General features: G+C 62.8%; 16 protein-coding genes. 8 read left to right on the forward strand and 8 right to left on the reverse strand.

What is annotated here, in order from left to right; translation table 11 throughout:
- Positions 1–247: 247 nt before the first annotated feature.
- The 5 genes from ACVOLR_RS18390 to ACVOLR_RS18410 all read right to left on the reverse strand — a co-directional run bounded on the left by ACVOLR_RS18390 (position 248) and on the right by ACVOLR_RS18410 (position 5,356).
- Positions 248–1,126: a polyprenyl synthetase family protein gene (locus tag ACVOLR_RS18390; protein ID WP_481537716.1), complete on the reverse strand. Its 879-nt coding sequence runs from the start codon at positions 1,124–1,126 to the stop codon at positions 248–250.
- Complete coding sequence (locus ACVOLR_RS18395) at positions 1,116–1,376, reverse strand: exodeoxyribonuclease VII small subunit (protein ID WP_481537717.1); 261 nt, start codon at positions 1,374–1,376, stop codon at positions 1,116–1,118. The genes ACVOLR_RS18390 and ACVOLR_RS18395 overlap by 11 nt, the downstream gene beginning before the upstream one ends.
- Positions 1,377–1,407: 31 nt before the next feature.
- The gene (gene tilS, locus ACVOLR_RS18400; RefSeq protein ID WP_481537718.1) at positions 1,408–2,706 is read right to left on the reverse strand and encodes a tRNA lysidine(34) synthetase TilS; all 1,299 of its coding nucleotides are present in this window, start codon (positions 2,704–2,706) and stop codon (positions 1,408–1,410) included.
- Positions 2,707–3,131: 425 nt separating this feature from the next.
- Positions 3,132–3,626 (reverse strand): WG repeat-containing protein, encoded by a 495-nt coding sequence (locus ACVOLR_RS18405; RefSeq protein WP_481537719.1) that lies wholly within the window; start codon positions 3,624–3,626, stop codon positions 3,132–3,134.
- A 29-nt stretch (positions 3,627–3,655) separates the two neighbouring features.
- Complete coding sequence (locus ACVOLR_RS18410) at positions 3,656–5,356, reverse strand: alkaline phosphatase (protein WP_481537720.1); 1,701 nt, start codon at positions 5,354–5,356, stop codon at positions 3,656–3,658.
- A 151-nt stretch (positions 5,357–5,507) separates the two neighbouring features.
- Between ACVOLR_RS18410 and ACVOLR_RS18415 the strand changes: the two genes are divergently transcribed.
- The 7 genes from ACVOLR_RS18415 (at position 5,508) to ACVOLR_RS18445 (ending at position 12,971) form a co-directional block, all read left to right on the forward strand.
- Positions 5,508–6,839 (forward strand): dicarboxylate/amino acid:cation symporter, encoded by a 1,332-nt coding sequence (locus tag ACVOLR_RS18415; protein ID WP_481537721.1) that lies wholly within the window; start codon positions 5,508–5,510, stop codon positions 6,837–6,839.
- 493 nt (positions 6,840–7,332) lie between these two features.
- Positions 7,333–7,866 (forward strand): hypothetical protein, encoded by a 534-nt coding sequence (locus ACVOLR_RS18420; protein ID WP_481537722.1) that lies wholly within the window; start codon positions 7,333–7,335, stop codon positions 7,864–7,866.
- Positions 7,867–7,895: 29 nt separating this feature from the next.
- Positions 7,896–8,504, forward strand: coding sequence for a hypothetical protein (locus ACVOLR_RS18425; protein ID WP_481537728.1), 609 nt, complete (start codon positions 7,896–7,898; stop codon positions 8,502–8,504).
- Between the two features lie 47 nt (positions 8,505–8,551).
- Positions 8,552–9,967: an adhesin gene (locus ACVOLR_RS18430; RefSeq protein ID WP_481537723.1), complete on the forward strand. Its 1,416-nt coding sequence runs from the start codon at positions 8,552–8,554 to the stop codon at positions 9,965–9,967.
- 149 nt (positions 9,968–10,116) lie between these two features.
- Positions 10,117–10,818: a C39 family peptidase gene (locus tag ACVOLR_RS18435; protein WP_481517687.1), complete on the forward strand. Its 702-nt coding sequence runs from the start codon at positions 10,117–10,119 to the stop codon at positions 10,816–10,818.
- A 12-nt stretch (positions 10,819–10,830) separates the two neighbouring features.
- Entirely contained in the window at positions 10,831–11,598 is a 768-nt protein-coding gene (locus tag ACVOLR_RS18440) for a hypothetical protein (protein WP_481537724.1), read from the forward strand.
- Positions 11,599–11,648: 50 nt separating this feature from the next.
- Positions 11,649–12,971 carry a transporter gene (locus tag ACVOLR_RS18445; RefSeq protein ID WP_481537725.1) on the forward strand — a complete coding sequence of 441 codons (1,323 nt, stop codon included), beginning with the start codon at positions 11,649–11,651 and terminating at the stop codon, positions 12,969–12,971.
- Between the two features lie 52 nt (positions 12,972–13,023).
- Here the strand turns inward: ACVOLR_RS18445 and ACVOLR_RS18450 are convergent, their stop codons facing one another.
- The 3 genes from ACVOLR_RS18450 to ACVOLR_RS18460 all read right to left on the reverse strand — a co-directional run bounded on the left by ACVOLR_RS18450 (position 13,024) and on the right by ACVOLR_RS18460 (position 15,936).
- Positions 13,024–14,355 carry a sigma-54 interaction domain-containing protein gene (locus ACVOLR_RS18450; RefSeq protein WP_481537726.1) on the reverse strand — a complete coding sequence of 444 codons (1,332 nt, stop codon included), beginning with the start codon at positions 14,353–14,355 and terminating at the stop codon, positions 13,024–13,026.
- A gap of 197 nt (positions 14,356–14,552) precedes the next feature.
- A complete protein-coding gene (locus ACVOLR_RS18455) occupies positions 14,553–15,296 on the reverse strand; it encodes a C40 family peptidase (protein ID WP_481517691.1) in 744 nt (247 codons plus the stop codon).
- A 106-nt stretch (positions 15,297–15,402) separates the two neighbouring features.
- Complete coding sequence (locus tag ACVOLR_RS18460; RefSeq protein WP_481537727.1) at positions 15,403–15,936, reverse strand: C40 family peptidase; 534 nt, start codon at positions 15,934–15,936, stop codon at positions 15,403–15,405.
- A gap of 110 nt (positions 15,937–16,046) precedes the next feature.
- Between ACVOLR_RS18460 and ACVOLR_RS18465 the strand changes: the two genes are divergently transcribed.
- The gene (locus ACVOLR_RS18465) at positions 16,047–16,526 is read left to right on the forward strand and encodes an FKBP-type peptidyl-prolyl cis-trans isomerase (RefSeq protein WP_057627075.1); all 480 of its coding nucleotides are present in this window, start codon (positions 16,047–16,049) and stop codon (positions 16,524–16,526) included.
- Positions 16,527–16,714: the final 188 nt, after the last annotated feature.

A 16,714-nucleotide genomic window follows, 5' to 3' on the forward strand; every position in this document is an offset into this window, starting at 1 on the left:
GTTTTTTGCCTGCAAAATGCCGGTGCTTGTGCCGGGGTTTTTGTTGGCCTGGGCAAGTATTACAGGTCGTTTGTTGGGCGGGGGGCCCTCCGGGAAGCCGATAGCTTCGCGGCCCACAGAGCGGCGATCATCCGCTGCAACCAGCTTCGCAACTCTGCTCACTCCCTTTGCCACAGGCGGAGGGGGATCTGCGCTGTTGGCTCGCCAGCTTCGCGGCTTACGCCGCTCCTACAAATGCTGCCGCCGGTCAGTGCGAACGACGTACCGTCAGTTCGGCCAAGGCCGACAATGCCGCTGCGCGCTGACCGAACGGAATCAGTGCCGCCTGCATAGCCGTTGCCAGCTCGGCCAGGGTGGCCTTGGCGCCGTCCATGCCCAGCAATGAGGGGAAGGTCGACTTGTCCTGGGCCTGGTCCTTGCCCGCTGTCTTGCCCAGCTGCTCGGAGGTGGCCTCGACATCGAGGATGTCGTCGCGGACCTGGAACGCCAGGCCTAGCGTTTCGGCAAAGCTGTCCAGCTGTGCAAGCTGGGCGTCACTGGCCTCTCCGCACAACGCGCCCATGCGCACCGCTGCGCGGATCAGCGCGCCGGTCTTCAGCGAATGCATGTGCTTGAGATCGTCCAACGCCTGCTGTTGACCGGTGGCGTCGATGTCCAGCGCCTGCCCGCCGCACATGCCGGCAGCGCCGGAGGCGCTGGCAAGGGTCTGCACGCAGTTCAGCGCCAGGGTCGGCGGCATCCATCCGCCAGCCAGGATTTCAAAGGCACGGGTCTGCAAGGCGTCACCGGCGAGGATGGCGGTGGCCTCGTCAAAGGCGATATGGGTGGTCGGGCGTCCGCGACGCAGCGCGTCGTCGTCCATCGCCGGCAAGTCGTCATGTACCAGCGAATAAGCGTGGATGAATTCGACCGCAACCGCGGCCGCATCCAGGCGTGCCTCGTCGGCGCCGAACAGATAGCCGGTGGCGTAGACCAGCATCGGTCGCATCCGCTTGCCGCCGCCAAGTGCTGCATAGCGCATGGCCTGGTGCAGGCGTTGCGGGGCAAGCTCCGGGTCGGGCAGGGCGTCTTGCAGCTGTTCTTCGGTGCGTTCCAGCCAGCGGGTGAGTAGAGCGTCAGTCTTCATTGCCGTTGTTTTCAAAGGGCTCGGATTTCTCTGGTTGGGCCGGGTCGGTAACCAGGCGTACGCGCAGTTCGGCCTGCTCCAGCGCCTGCTGGCACTGGCGGTACAGACCTACGCCGCGTTCGTAAGCGGTCAGCGACTGGTCCAGACTCAGGTCGCCGGCTTCCATCTTCTCTACCAGCTGTTCCAGCTCTTCAAGCGATTGCTCGAAGTGGGCCACCGGTGAGGTTTCATTGGGGGACTTCTTTGCCATGGCGCAAGTGTGAGCGGCCAGCGGGAAAGGGTCAATTCACCGGATCTGGCAATTGCCATTCAATTGCCGCATCGCGGGCCTGCAACCATGCCTGCAGCGGGGCCGAAATGACCCGGTCTGCCGCTGCCAGCACAGTAGCGCCAGCGCATAGCAGCGGCAGCTGCGCACGCAACCATGGCGGTACGTCCGCCTGCTGCAGGCAGTGTTTGAGCTGGTGGCTGTGGCTGCGCCCGGGCAACTGGATGCGTTCGCCACCGTGACGTTGGCGCAGTTGCAGCGGTTCATCGAAAGCGTCTACGCCGTGCAGCAGTAATTTGCCGCCGTCGGGTAGATCCACTGGTTCAGCGCCGTCCCATTCGCGTGTCCAGCCCTCGGGCCAGGGCTTGATCAAGGGCACTGCGTGCAGCTGGTCACGCCAGCGCACGATACGGGCCTGCTGCCAACGGAACTCGGCCTGCTGGTCTTGGCCGGCGACCAGCAGCTGTTGCTGGATCGTCAGAACGCCGTTGGCAGGTAGTGCAGGCAGCCCTTGCTGGGTCACCCACAAGCGCAGTACGCGGGATTGTTGTGGGGTTGGGAGTTGGCTGAGCTCGGTGAGCTGCAGCGCGCGCTCTGCGCACAGGCAGTGCTGTAGCAAGGTTGCATCATTCTCGTGCAACAGCGCCGCTGCCTGCGCCGCGAGCTCGGCACTGCGAGCCATCGCTGCTGAGGCGTGCGGCCAACGCTGGCGCAGCAGTGGCAGCACCTGCAGGCGCAGGAAATTGCGGTCGAAATCGGCGCTGTCGTTGCTGGGGTCCTCGATCCACTGCAGCTTGTGCTGGCTGGCGTAGGTTTCCAGCGCGCTGCGCGCGACCTGCAGCAACGGGCGCCATAAGGTGTTGGCCCCGAAGCTGCGTCGCGCCCGCATCGCGGCAAGACCATCGACACCGGCGCCGCGCAATGCGCGCAGCAGGAAGGTTTCTGCCTGATCGTCCTGGTGATGGGCCAAGGCCAGCCATTCGCCTTCGTGCAGATGGGCTTTGAATGCTGCATGGCGGGCATCGCGGGCTGCAGCCTCCAGACCTTGGCCCGCGTCGCGCGGAACATCGACATGTACCACCTGTAGCGGAATGTTCCACTGCGCACAAAGCTTGCTGCAATGCTGCTGCCAGTCATCGGCAACTGTCTGCAGGCCATGATGCACGTGCAATGCACGCAGGCTGCCTGGCTGGCGACCGGGAGCATGGGCGAGCAGGTGCAGCAGCACGGTGGAATCCAGGCCGCCGCTGAAGCCGACCATCACCGGGATGTCGGTTGCGGGCTGCAACAGGGAAGAGGAAAGCGGGTTCATGACCGCGCCGAGTATCGGCGGCAGCGGCGATGGCTGCAATTGTGGGTGACGAGTTTGTAGGAGCGGCGTCAGCCGCGAAGCAGATGGACCATCCGATTGCAGGCTGGCTGGCGATTCCATTGATACCAGCTTCGCGGCTGACGCCGCTCCCACAAATCCGAAGGGAGTTCGGCGGTCATGGGCTGGCCGCCCTTGTAGAGCGGAGCCATGCTCCGCTGGGGGGCGTTACCGGTAGGGCCCCTGCCGAGCATGGCTCGGCACTACGCTGGTCTCATGTTGGGGCACGCCTGCAATTTTGTGGGAGCGGCGTAAGCCGCGAAGCAGGCGGTTCTTCAGATTGCGGGCTGGCTGGTGATTTCATTGTTGCCGGCTTCGCGGCTTATGCCGCTCCCACAAACCGGTACAAAACCCGTACACAACGCGGGTCAGGGCAGGATCTTGCCTTCGCGATCGATGCGGTAATGCTTGCCGCCTTCGACGGCGGTGTGGCCGGCGGGGTCTGGTTTGCCTGGCGCGCAGCCCTGGCAGACTTCGGCAATGCCATCCTTGAATGGCCAGCCCCAATCGAAACGGGCGGCGAAAGCAGGCTGCAGTTGGCGGTCGTAGTAGCCGATCTGTCCATCGACCATGGATCGGGTCAGACCTTCCTCGAAGTAATCCGGGCCGTTGTCGTAGGTGATCACCGGCAGATGGCGGCCGTCGCGGCGCAGGTAGTAATGCTGCTTGCCGGCAATGACCGAGGTCAGCCCATCGGCATCGTAGCCAAGCTGCGCCAGCGCCGTTTCGGTGACGATCAGCGTGCCATCACCGGTCCGCTTGCAGCCGTCCAGAATCTTGAACGTATCGGTGTCCATCCGGTAGCAAGCCTCATCGGCCAGTGCGATTGCTGGCACCGTGGCCAGTGACAGCAATGCTGCCACTGGCCATCCGGCAGTGTGCCGGATACGGCTCACTGCGCCTTGCGCTCGAACTTGACCGGCTGCGGCAGTTCGACCGGTACGCCCTGCGCGTCGCAGGTGCCCAGTGCGCACAGGCGCTCACGCAGGCGCGGGGTGGACTGCACGATCAGGTGGTAGATGGTGTTCTGCTCCATCGTGCCACGCACCGCCTTGCTGCCCGGGCCGCGTGCCCAGATACCGACATCTTCGCCACCATGCGACTCGCTCTTGGACGGCACCAGCGCTTCCTGCATGTAGTCCGGGTGCTCGGTGTCGACGTGGGTCAGGTCGGGGCGGCCGTTGGCGGTCTCGAAGCTGCTCGGCGAATGCGGGAAGCGCTTCGGGCCGGCCGCTTGCTGGTTGCTGGCGCCGGTATAGCCCGGGCCGTTTGCATAGCTCAGCGTGGTGTAGGGCATGCCCATGCCGTCGCGGGCGAGGTCCAGTGCGCCCATGCCGTCTTCGCCGCCCTTGTCCTTGACCTTGCCGAGGATGGCGTTGCCGCGCGCCGGGTAACCGACGAAGTTGAGCGTATGCGAGTGGTCGGCGGTGACGATGATCAAGGTATCTTCGGCCGAAGTGGCGTCAACGGCAGCCTTGACCGCGTCGGACATGGCGATGGTGTCACCGAGTGCACGGGCCGCGTTGCCGCTGTGGTTGGCGTGATCAATGCGCGCGCCTTCGACCATCAGCACGAAGCCTTCCTGGTGCTTGGACAGGTTGGCGATGGCGGCGCGGGTCAGTTCGGCCAGCGAGGGCTCACCGGCGCGGTCCTTGGGGCGGTCCTGCTCGTATTGCATGTGATCCGGCTCGAACAGGCCGAGCAGGGCCGGCGCATTGGCGGCGGCCTTGAGTTGGTCTGCATTCCAGACGTAGGCACCCTGCGGGTGTTTGGCCTGCCATTCGGCGACCAGATTGCGGCCATCCAGGCGCAGGCCGACCTTGTCAGCGTATTCCGGGTCCTGCTCGTTGATGGTGGTGAACTGGCCGCGACCGCCGCCCAGTGCGACCAGCGGGCCTTGGCCGTAGCGCGCGGTGGAAATCAGCTGTTGGGCGATGTCCACGCAACCTGCTGCCTTGGCGGCTTCCGGCACGTCGGTGTCGTTTTCCCAGTTGCGCTCGGGCGAGTGCGCGTAGGTTGCTGCCGGGGTGGCGTGGGTCAGGCGTGCGGTGGAGACGATGCCGGTGGCCATGCCAGCGCTGTCGGCCAGCTGTAGCCAGGTCAGCAGGCCCTTGGGCAGGCTGTCGGCGCAGTTGTTGCGGCTGCCGGCGCTGACGCCGATGGCACCCATGTGGCTCTTCACGCCGGTGGTGATGGCGGTCATGGTGCCGGCCGAATCGGGGGTCTGCGAGTCGGTGTTATAGGTCTTGCTGAACGCGGTACCGGGGAAGCGCTCCCAGGACAGCAGGTTTTCTTCACCCGGCTGGCCCCGGCGCTGGCCTTCGAGGATGCGTGCGGCGGCCACGGTGGTCAGGCTCATGCCATCGCCCAGGAACAGGATCACGTTCTTGGCCTTGCCGGCCATGGCGCCATTACCGGCAGCGCGAGCGGCACCGTCGCGATACCACCATTGCGGCGTTTCCCCGTCCGGGCGGGTGATCTGGGGGACGTCAACGCTGACTGCGTTGGTCGGGCCGGACTGCTGGCCGGTGCTGGCGCAGGCGCCAAGCAGCAGGGTGGACAGGGCGGCGGACAGGAAACTGGCTTTGTGCATCGTGGTTGTTACCGCTGGATGAATACAGGCCGCCATTATGGTCAAGCGTGGAAGGCATGCATATGACACGCAGCTTTTCTGTGTGGGCATCGTGCTGGCTGAGGCCTTGCGCTATCGTGGGAACCTTCGATTTGTTCTCCGGATTGACGATATGAATGTGGTTTCTGCCTGGCTGCGGATCCCCTTCTGGCAGCGGGTGGTCGGCGGCTTCGTGCTGGGCGCGCTGGCTGGTTGGGCGCTGGGACCGGCGGCCGAGACCTTCTTTGGCCCGCTGGGTGAGCTCTACGTCACCTTGATCAAGATGATCGCGGTGCCGCTGGTGTTCTTCGCGGTGATCAATGCGATCGGCTCGCTGCACGGGCAGAAGTCGGTGGCCGCGCTGAGCGGCCGCACTTTCCTGTGGTTCGTCATCACCGCCGCGCTGGCGGTGGGCATCGGCCTGCTGGTGGGTACGGTGATGCAGCCAGGTACCGGTGGCCTGAAGCTGGCGGTTGATACGGCCTACACGCCGCGCGACGTGCCCTCGATCGCCAAGGTGCTGATGGATGTGGTGCCGTCCAATGTGTTCTACGCGCTGGCCGGCATCGGCACCAAGGCCAATGCGGCTGGCGAACAGGTGTTGGCCGCCGGGCGCGGCTCGATCCTGCCGGTGATCTTCTTTGCCGGCCTGCTCGGCTTTGCGATGGTCAAGCTGGGCGAGAAGGTCAACGAGGCGCGCAAGCTGGTCGGGCAGATGAGCGAGATCATGATCCAGGTGACCCGCTTCGTGCTGGAGATGACACCGCTGGGTACCTTCGGTCTGATCGCCGGGCTGGTCGGCAGCTATGGCTTCGAGAAGCTGCTGCCGCTGGGTAACTTCGTGCTGGCGTTGTACGTGGCCTGCGCGCTGCACATCGTCATTGTCTACAGCGGCCTGCTGCTTGCGCATGGCTTGAACCCGTGGAAGTTCTTCCGCGGTGCGGCGCCGGGCATGCAGGTAGCGTTCGTGGCCTCGTCGAGCTTTGCGGCGATGCCGGTGGCGATGCGTTCGATCAGCGACAACCTCGGCGTCAACAAGGATTACGCCTCGTTTGCGGTGCCCTTGGGTGCCAGCATCAAGATGGATGGCTGTGGCGCGATCTACCCCGCCTTGTGTGCGGTGTTCATCGCTCAATACACCGGCGTTCCACTGACGCCGGAACAATACGTGATCGTGCTGATCGCCTCCGTGCTGGGCAGCTTCGGCACCGCCGGTGTGCCAGGTACTGCGGTGGTGATGGCGACGGTGGTGCTGAGCGCGGCCAACCTGCCGCTGGAAGCGATTGGCTACCTGTACGCCATCGACCGCATCCTCGACATGATGCGCACGATGACCAATGTCACCGGGCAGATGGTGGTGCCGGTGATCGTGGCCAAGGAAACCGGCCTGCTTGACCAGCAGGTCTACGACGCGGCGGGCACGCCAGCGATGGGCGCCGGCGCGAGTGGACGCCATCTGGACTAGCGGGCTTGCTGCCGCAAGGGCAGGAATAGGCCAGCGTCACCGCAAAGCCGTTCTCCGAAGTATCTGAGTCACAAAAAAACCGATGCCAGGTCCTGGCATCGGTTTTTTTGTGGGAGCGGCGTAAGCCGCGAACCCCGGAATCCATCGGGTAGCAGAGATACGGGTAACGCAGTGCCCCCGGCTTCGCGGCTAACGCCGCTCCCACAAGCAAAGCAGAGGCCTTGCCGTCCCATCTCATGCCGGGCAGTAGTTGCTTGTAGCAGGTGTAACGAGGGTCTGTAACAACACTGATACAGCGGCGTGAAAGCCACGCCAGGCATGCCTCTTGCGGTTCCAGTGGGGCCGCCATACGCCGGCCTTGGTATCTGTACTGCTGTGACATGGATACACTTGCGCCTGCCTGTTTCAATCATTAACTAATTGTTTTTACTGGCAATAATGGCTTGGCATGGATGCTGCTCTATCACTCGCGTTGGTACGAGTGGACGACGCAATGGACAGCTGGACCCTACATCGTTATGCCGCCCTGATCGGATTGCTGCTGATTGGCACTGTCGCCAGTGAGGCCGCAATGGCTTCGGGTGCACGCCAGGGCGTAAAGGCACAGCCGGGCGAGATTGTGCTGCTGCGTGATGTATCTACTCGACCGGCCTATCGCATGGCACCGCCGGGCATGGCCTTGATTGCGGATCCTTCACCGCGCAAGGAGCTGAGTTCCGCCTTGGGGGTCGGTGGCATGAGTGAGCTCAGTGATGACGACTATGCGGCAATGGGCTCGGGCGTGGCTGGCAGCCAGCTGGCCGGGCACGGCCAGACTACAGTTGAGCGGGTAACCACCGGCATGGTTGGCGGCACCCTGGGGCGCGTTGTCGGTGATGACGGCACGTTGTCCGGAGGCCAGTTGTCACGTGCCATCGGTGGTCCGATGGGGGCTGTGGGTGGTGCGACGCGCGGGATTGGCGACCAGGTGCGTGGCGCCTTGGCACAGTTCCCGCTGGGCCAGCCGGCCGGGCCGGGTGGCAAGTGAACACTTCTTTCGTGCGCAGCGCTGCTGCCTTGCTTGTAGTCGCGCTTTCCGTAACTGGTTACGCGCACGCGCAATCGGGCACCGACAGCTACAACGGGATGTTGTCCTATCTCTCCACCGATACGCGGATTGATGGCGGGGCTTTGGCCGGCGCCAATGGCTCGATCAAGATCAATCAGGCGGCGGGAGATCTCAACCTGCAGGCCAACCTGCACAGCATGGCCAATGGCGAACAGGCATCAGCCAGTGTCAGCAGCCTGCAGCAGCGCCAGTCCAATCTTTTCAATTCACCGATGCAGGCCACGGCCACCATCGGCGGCAATGCGCTGGCTGGTGCCGGTGGTATTGCATCAATCAATCAGGCCAGTGGCGGTGGCAATGCGGAGTTGAACTCCGTCACCGCGACACTGGCCGCACAGGGCATACGCGAGGCAAGTGATGAAGCCATGACTTCATCCGAAGTGCTCGCGTCGGCAGGGGGGCAGTCCACCGTCACCGACCCTCGCGCAACCCGAAGGGTTGGCGTGGAGGCATCCGCGTTGCGCGGATTTGACGGCGTACTGCAACTCAATCAGATCGCGGGATCAGGCAATGCAACGGAGAACAGATTCAGCATCTCCGTGCAGGGCACCCCGTGAGCACAGCTCCATCCACCCGATGCATCAGAAAATCTGAAGAGGGCACCATGAAAGCGATCAAATGGAATGTACTCGCCATGGCGGTTTCCGCGCTGACCCTCAGCGCGGCAGCCAATGCGGCGGATGATCAGAACGCGACCGCGAACATCAATCACCAGCACGCTGTGACTGAGACGCGGACGAATACCAACACCAACACCAACATCAATACCAATGTTGATACCGACATCGATCTGAAGTTGGATGCCGCAGCCCGTCTGCGCTACAACGAAACGCATAACATCACTGACACGCGGAGCAACACCGAGACCACCAGCAGCGTAACCGAGAATGTGCAGAAGACTTCGAACATCTCGGCTGACGAGCGCAAGGAAAAGAACAACCACGGTGTTGATGTGAACCTCGAGAAGGACATTCGTCTGAGCTCGGACGTTAACTTCTCCGGTGATCCGACCATTACCGGCAACATCGATCTGGATTCGGCTGCGATTGCCCTCATCGATAATCGTCAATCGGTATCCAACAACCATGCCCGCAATGGCTTGCTGGACAACACCGCTTCGATCGGCGATGACGTGGGTTCCGATGCTTCGGGCAACCTGGGCTTCAACGTAGCTGCCGGCGACAACAACACGCAGGATAATGCTGCTGCGCTGTCCGCTGCTGATGCGTCCTTCAGCTTCGGCATGGCTGACGCCGAAGTGTTCGTGAACCAGGCCGGCATGAACAACATGACCTGGAACCATGGTGTGACCAATGCAGCTGGTATCGGCGACAACGCCTTCTCCGGCGCAGCTGGCAACATCGGCGTCAACGTGACCTCGGGCAACAACAACGAGCAGAAGAACGCTCTGGCTGCCTCGGTTGCTACCGCCGCCTATGCCACTTCGACCATCAGTTCGAACCAGAGTTCGAGCGGCAACAAGGTCGAGAACAACGGCTACTACGATCGCATGGTCAGCACCGTCAACGTAAGCTTGAGCGGCAAGGTCACTGGCACCACCAAGGGCAGCGGCACCGGTGAGTACGCCGGCACCGGCAACTCCTACCAGAAGACCAACTTCTATCCGGACAACTGGAGTGGCGACACGCATCCGGCCGGCAACCAGACCGGTCACTCTGATTGGGACAACCAGACTCAAGGTGCTGTCGCCAATCCGAACAAACCGGGCGTGGGTGGCATGGCATGGGATACCGATGAGAAGGGCAACCTCAAGTTCAGCGAGATGGGAACTGCTGATCTGACCGCCAGCCTCAGCGGCCAGGTAACCACCGTTAACTGGGTGGCGGTCAATGCGACCAATACCGCCAGTCTGTCGGGCTCGGCGTTCTCCAACGCTTCCGGCAATATCGGTGTGAACGTGTCCTCGGGCACCGGCAATCTGCAGGCCAACAGCCTTGCGCTGGCGGTTGCGCAACCCTCAACCGGTGGTGGCACCCCGCCTAACGGTGGTGGTGAGTGAGTCGTAACCGGATGTGTCATCCATTGGGATGACCCACCTGCTTCGCGTAACAAACCCGGCCATCCGCCAATGACCGGGTTCCGGGAGCCCCCATTCCCCTCCCCCGGGAGGGGGCTCCCACCTTCCGGCGCTCTGGAGGTACTACGCTCATGTTTGCTCGCTCGCTGCTGTTGGCTTGTGCGTTGAGCTTGTCGCCGGGCCTGCTGCACGCAGGCGAGGTGGCATTCAGCAGTGTGTTGCCCAATGGGGCCTTGTACAGCGGCAAGATCGAGAGCATGAAGGAGCGGCGCTTCCGTAACCTGGTGCGGCAGCAGACTGATTACAGCTGCGGTGCCGCGGCGCTGGCGACAATCCTCAAGCACGCGTACCACCTCAACACCGACGAGGCGACGGTGATCGAAGGCATGATGGGTGTGGCCGACCCGGAGTTGGTAAAGCAACGCGGATTTTCGTTGCTGGATATCAAGCGTTACGTGGAATCCCTGGGCATGCGTGGTCGCGGTTATCGGATTGATGAAGAGCGGCTGATGAACCTGCGCGTTCCCAGCCTGGTGTTGATGGATGTACGTGGCTTCCGCCACTTCGTCGTACTCAAACAGATACGTGATGGCATGGCCGAGGTCGCTGATCCGATTCTCGGCAACCGGGTGGTGCCGTTGCCGGAGTTTCTTGAAGCCTGGCCATCGCGCGCGGTATTCGTGGTCATAGGCAGCGACTTCGACCGCAATACGGTGCTGCTGCAACCCAGTGAGAGGCCAAGTGCGCGCGCGCTGTATGCACGCCAAGGGGCCAACCCAATTACCGATGCGGAGCTGGTCGACTTTGGTTTCAGCCATGCCGACCTGTTCTGAAGGAGTGTTGTGATGAGCGCAATCAAGTTCGCCCTGCTGGCTTTGGCGCTGAGTGTCGCGCTGCCGGCGCTTGGCGCGGAAACACCACAAAAGCCGGGCAAGGGCTTGCACGAAATACCCGACCCCGAACTCAATTTGATGCGTGGCCGCTACACCGTGGGTGGCAATGCGGTGGCGTGGTTCGGGGTGACCATGATTTCGACATGGCAAACCTCAACTGGCCAGAGCCTGCAGGGCGCCATGACGCTTGGCATGGACTTCAGCAAAGGTGGCAACGTACCGAAGGTGACGTTCACGCCCATCGTCAGCATCACCGACGCCAACGCACCGTTGCCCGATGCCAGCGGACGCAGTATCGATGGCAGCGGTTTGAACAACGTCGCTGGTGTCAGCCAGAGCGTGCAGATTGCCGGTGACGGTAATCGCGCCAGCAATGTCATGCATCTGAATGTACGCAACGACGGCATTGTGCCGGGTAGTAGCGGCGCGGTAGCGGGCAACGCGACGGCACAGTCGGGTGATGCGAGCGCGGTAGCCATCTTTGACGGCAATGCGGCGCGCTTGCAGCTGACCATCCAGGGGCAGGGCGCGGTGCAACAGTGGCTACGCAGTGGCGGTGTTGGCCAGAGCGTCCAGTTGACCAGCGATGGCCAGTTGGTCAGTAACCGGCTGCAGATTGATCTGGTAAGGGAGTCTATGGCGGGGAATCTGCCGTTGGCCCAGAACGTGGCACAGGCCATCACGCTCAATCGGGGGATTGGCGGGATAGGCGGGCAGTGAGCACGTGCCTGGCGCGTGCATTGGCGAGGTCAACGTAGAGGAACGAGACAATGAAACGACTGGCGATGGCGGCGCTGGTGAGTCTGACTGTTGCTTCACCACAGGTGATGGCGCAGGAGGCGACAACCGGCAGTAAGGATGCAGAGGACGTAAGGGCACTGGTAGCGCAGCTGGAGGCACTCAAGGCCAGCTATGCCCAGGAAGTGCGGCGTCTGCGCGAGTTGGACATGCAGGTGCAGGCAATCCAGGCGCGGGTCAGTGGTAAGACCGCGCAGGTATTGCCGACCCCACAGCTGCCTACAGGAGAGACTGCGGCTGCTCCGGTTGCGGCGACACCGCCCGCAGCGACAGCGCCGGCCGGTGAGGGCTACGCCAGCAGTGCGGCTGAGGCGCAGCAGGCCAAGGAAGCGGCGCGGCGCAGTGTGGATGATGTGAAGCAACAACAATCAGCACTGTTCAATCAAAAGCTGACGTTGGAAAACAGCATCACCTACGCCCGTTATGACCGCAAACAGTTGACCCTCAATGGCTTCCTCGCCCTGGATGCGATCTTCCTCGGCAACATCGCCATCGAGAACGTCGAGTCCGATTCACTTACCTACAACTTTGCGGCGCGCTGGGGCCTCAATCCACGGCTGACCTTGAATCTGGATGTGCCCTACATCGCCCGCAAGACGATTTACCAAAAGGGTGGTGCGGGTGGTTCGGCGGCCGCCATCGCGCAGGAAGAAACCCATGGCACTGGTATTGGCGATGTCACCGTAAGCGCCAATTACAAGCTGTTTGGTGAGCGTGGCTGGCGCCCGGAGACTGTCCTGACCGGCGGTGTTACCGCGCCGACCGGGCGTGAGCCCTATGGCCTGGATTGGAAGGTGATCGAACGCGACGATGATGATTTCATTCGTTTCGCGGTACCGTCCAAGCAGCCAACCGGCAATGGTCTATGGCAGGCGAACATCGGCCTGTCGGCGGTGAAGAGCGCGGACCCGGCAATCCTGTTTGGCAATATTGGTTATGTGCGCTCGTTCAAGCGCAGCTTCGACGACATCGATGCCAATCCGGACACGGTCAATCCCGGTGAGGTGAATCTGGGTAACTCGTTTTACTTCGGTGCCGGCGTGGCGTTTGCGTTCAACGAGCGTACCAGTCTGAGCATTTCCTTCAGCGACCGCATGAGCGCACGTGCCAGCACCCGTTACAAGAACGGCAAGTGGATGAAGGTGATCGGCAGCGACGGTAATGCGGGCACACTCAATCTCGGGGTGACCTATGCGCTGACATCCAAGGCGACCTTTGTCAGCATGCTGGGCATTGGCCTGACTCCGGATGCACCGGATTTCACCTTGGCATTCAAGGTGCCTTACATGCTGTGAGGGTGTTCGCAGGATGAGTTTTGATGAAGGCAGGGGCGCTGCGTTCAGTCGATCAACGCAGCGCTTCCAGCTCCAGATGGTGCTTGCGGCACATCCGGTAAATGGTGACCCGCGAGACCTTCATCAATCGCGCGCAGGCGCTGATGTTGTATTGGCTTTGTTGCAGGCAGGACAGCAGGGTTTCGCGTTCGGCATGACAGCGTGCCTGGCTGAGTTGAGCACCATTGGCGGGTTGGTTGAGCTCCAGATCGGCGCAGCTGATCAACTCGCCTTCGGCGGTGATGGCCGCCCGCTGTACCCGGTTGAGTAGTTCGCGGACATTGCCGGGCCATGGGAAACGGTCCATCGCTTGACGAGCTTCAGTGGTGTAGCCGCGCGCGCGGGTGGGGTGGCGGGTACGGAAGTTGCGCAGAAACTGACGGGAAAGTAGTTCAATATCGCCATCGCGTTTGCGCAGCGGCGGCATCGCCAGACGCAGTACGTTGAGGCGGTAATACAGATCACGACGGAACCGGCCTTCTTCGACCGCGCGTTCAAGATCGACGTGGGTGGCGGCGAGGATGCGCACATCTACCGGGATGGGCTGATTGCTGCCGACCCGCTCGATGGTGCCTTCCTGCAGTACCCGCAGCAGGCTGGTCTGTGCATCCAATGGCAGGTCACCGATTTCATCCAGGAACACGCTGCCGGTATGCGCGGTTTCAAATAGGCCCTGGCGACGGCCGGTGGCACCGGTGAAGGCTCCACGCTCATGGCCGAACAGTTCCGACTGGATCAAGGTCGAAGGAATGGCGCCGCAGTTGATCGCCTGAAAAGGTTTGCCGTTGCGTGGCGATAGACGATGCAATGCATGCGCGGCCACTTCCTTGCCGGTGCCGGTTTCTCCGGTGATCAGGACTGGCAGATCCACCGGCGCGTATTTGCGCAAGGTGGCGCGCATGACCAGCATCACCTCGCTCTCGCCGAGCAGGGTTTCCAGCACATCTTCACTGGCTGGACGTGGCACCTCATTGCTCAGGCCCTGAAGCCCGCGTAGCAGTTCCTTTAGATCCGGCGGGTGCGGGAACTGTTGGCGGCAAGCGGCAAGCAGGGGATGCCGCGGCAGGTTTTCGATGTCATCGGTGGCCGGGGTGATGGCAAACAGCGGCATATGGTGATGCTCGGCGGTCAGCTTGCCGATGCGCTCCAGCTCACTTTCCGAGCTGGTGCGGAAATCGATCAGGCCAACCACCGTGTCACCGCCGCGCATGCCAATGTCTGCGGGCTGCTGGGGGAGTACCGTTCGCACCTGCCAGCCATCCGCAGCCAGCATTACTTTCTCTCTTGCCCCCGGATTTCCGAACCAGATCACACAACGTGTACTTGACACAGATGTCGCGCCCATGCCTGGTCACTCCTCCATTCGGCGTCACCATATACCTGTGTTTCACGCATGTGCAATCGTATTTGGCACTTTGTTGCAGGCAGCAGAAGTGTCGTTCGTATTAACTTTTGTGCAAGACAAGTGATGTTGAAAGTACGGCCAATAAAAAAGCCGCAACCCGAAGGTTGCGGCTTGGCAGGTAGTTGCCAGCAGGGCGCTTACAGCGCCATGCGGCGGGCCTGCATGAACTTGTCACCCCAGTAACCGGTGAGCAGGGTATCGGTACGGACGTCCTTGCCGGTGCTCGGGGCATGCAGGAAGCGACCTTCGCCGACATAGATGCCGACGTGGTCGACACGGCCTTTGCGGCCAAAGAACACCAGGTCGCCGGCGGCCAATGAGGCGCGGTCATTGATCAGTTCGGCATTGGCCTGGCTGGCCATTTCGCGCGATACGCGCGGCAGCTCGACACCCAGCGCGGTACGGAAGACGTAGCCGACCAAGCCGCTGCAATCAAAGCCGGCATCCGGCGAGGTGCCGCCCCAACGATACGGGGTGCCCAGAAGGGTCATGGCGCGGCGCAGGATGGACTGCACCTTGCCGTCGGAATCATTGGCCAGTGCTGCCTCGGTGGCAGCAGAGACGCCCTTGGAGGCGTCGTAAGCGGAAATCAGGCGGCTGAGATCGCCGGCAAACATCGCCGAACGGTCCATCAGCGGAATGGTGTCGCTGGCGGCCAGATGCGGCAGCAGCGCGGCGAGCGTGGCGGTGGCAGCGCTGTCAGCCTTGCTGCGCGGTGCTTCGGTTTTGGCCGCGGCCGGCTTGGCAGCTGGGGCGGTATCGGCGCTCTGGGCGAGGGCGGGCAGGCTGGCCAGAGCCAGTGCCGCAGCGCAGATCAGGCGGCGGAGGGTGAGCGGAACAATCTTTGGCTGGCTCGGATGGGACGTGTTGTCAGTCGTCACGCGGCAGTCACTAGGAAAAGTCGATGGGGGATCATGCCTTGCGAAACGTGAGGATAGGTACAAATTTCGTTAACAAATCGTTATTTTTCGTGTTGAAAGTCTCGTTTTACCGCAATACCCGCTTCGCACCGGTGTAATGGTCGCGCCAATAGGCCCCATCCAAGTGGTCAAGACGTACGGTTCCGCCGGTGCTGGGCGCGTGCACAAAACGGCCTTCGCCGACGTAAATGCCCACGTGCCAGACATTCCCCTTGTCGCCAAAGAAGACCAGATCGCCGGCGGCCAAGCGGTCGGCGGCGATCTTCGGCCCCTGGATGGCAGCCAGTTCGCGCGAGGTACGCGGCAGGTTCAGTGCCAGCATGTCCCGGTATACATAAGTGACCAATCCGCTGCAGTCGAAGCCGGACTCCGGTGTATTGCCACCGTAGCGGTAGGGGGTGCCAACCAGCCCCAAGGCCCGCATCAGCACCGAGGCCGCCGCCGCGGGGTCGGCGGGGGCGACCGGCGAGTAATTGCGGGCCGGATTGGGTGCAGCCGCCCGTTTCGGCGGGCTGTGCCCGCAGGCGGTGAGCAGCGCGGCGGTCAGGAGCGTGGCCGGCAGGCGCCACGAGCGGAAGCGGGGAACTGGCGTGATGTGCATGGAGCCCGGATAATGCGCCACCTAAGAAGGCCGTCATCATGGCGGCGTCCCCGGCGGCCGACAAGCCGTCCCAACGTCTGCCAGCGGGCAGCCATTTATCAGAGTTGCGCATGAAGATCGAAAAAGACCGCGTCGTCCGTTTCCACTACACCGTCTCCGAAGCCGGCCAGGAGCCGATCGAAAGCTCCAAGGACCGTGATCCGTTGGCCATCCTGATTGGCCACGGCAACATCATCCCGGGTCTGGAAGCAGCGATGATGGACAAGGAAGCTGGCGAGAGCTTCGGCGTCGACGTGAAGTCGACCGACGCCTACGGCGAGCGCCGCGAGGGCATGACCCAGCGCGTGCCGAAGAAGCATTTCGGCAAGACCCCGCTGATCCCGGGCACCCAGGTGATCCTGCAGACCAACTTCGGCCCGCGTGCGGTCACCGTTGAGAAGGTCGGCATGACCGTGGTCGACGTTGACCTGAACCACCCGATGGCTGGCAAGGACCTGCATTTCGACGTCGAAATCATCGAAGTGCGTGAAGCCAGCGAAGAAGAAGTGCAGCACGGCCACGTGCACGGCGACGGCGGTCACCAGCACTAAGCGGTTGCCGCAAGGCAATGCAGCACCGGAACGGCCCGCGAAAGCGGGCCGTTCTGCGTTGATCCCCCTGTAGTGGGGGGGGGGGGGGGGGGGGGGGGGGGGGGGGGGGGGGGGGGGGTGGGGGCGGGGGCGGGGGGGGGGGGGGGGGGGGGGGGGGGGGGGGGGGGCGCGGGGGGGCGGGGGGGGGG

It is taken from the genome of Stenotrophomonas sp. STEN030 (assembly GCF_056759995.1).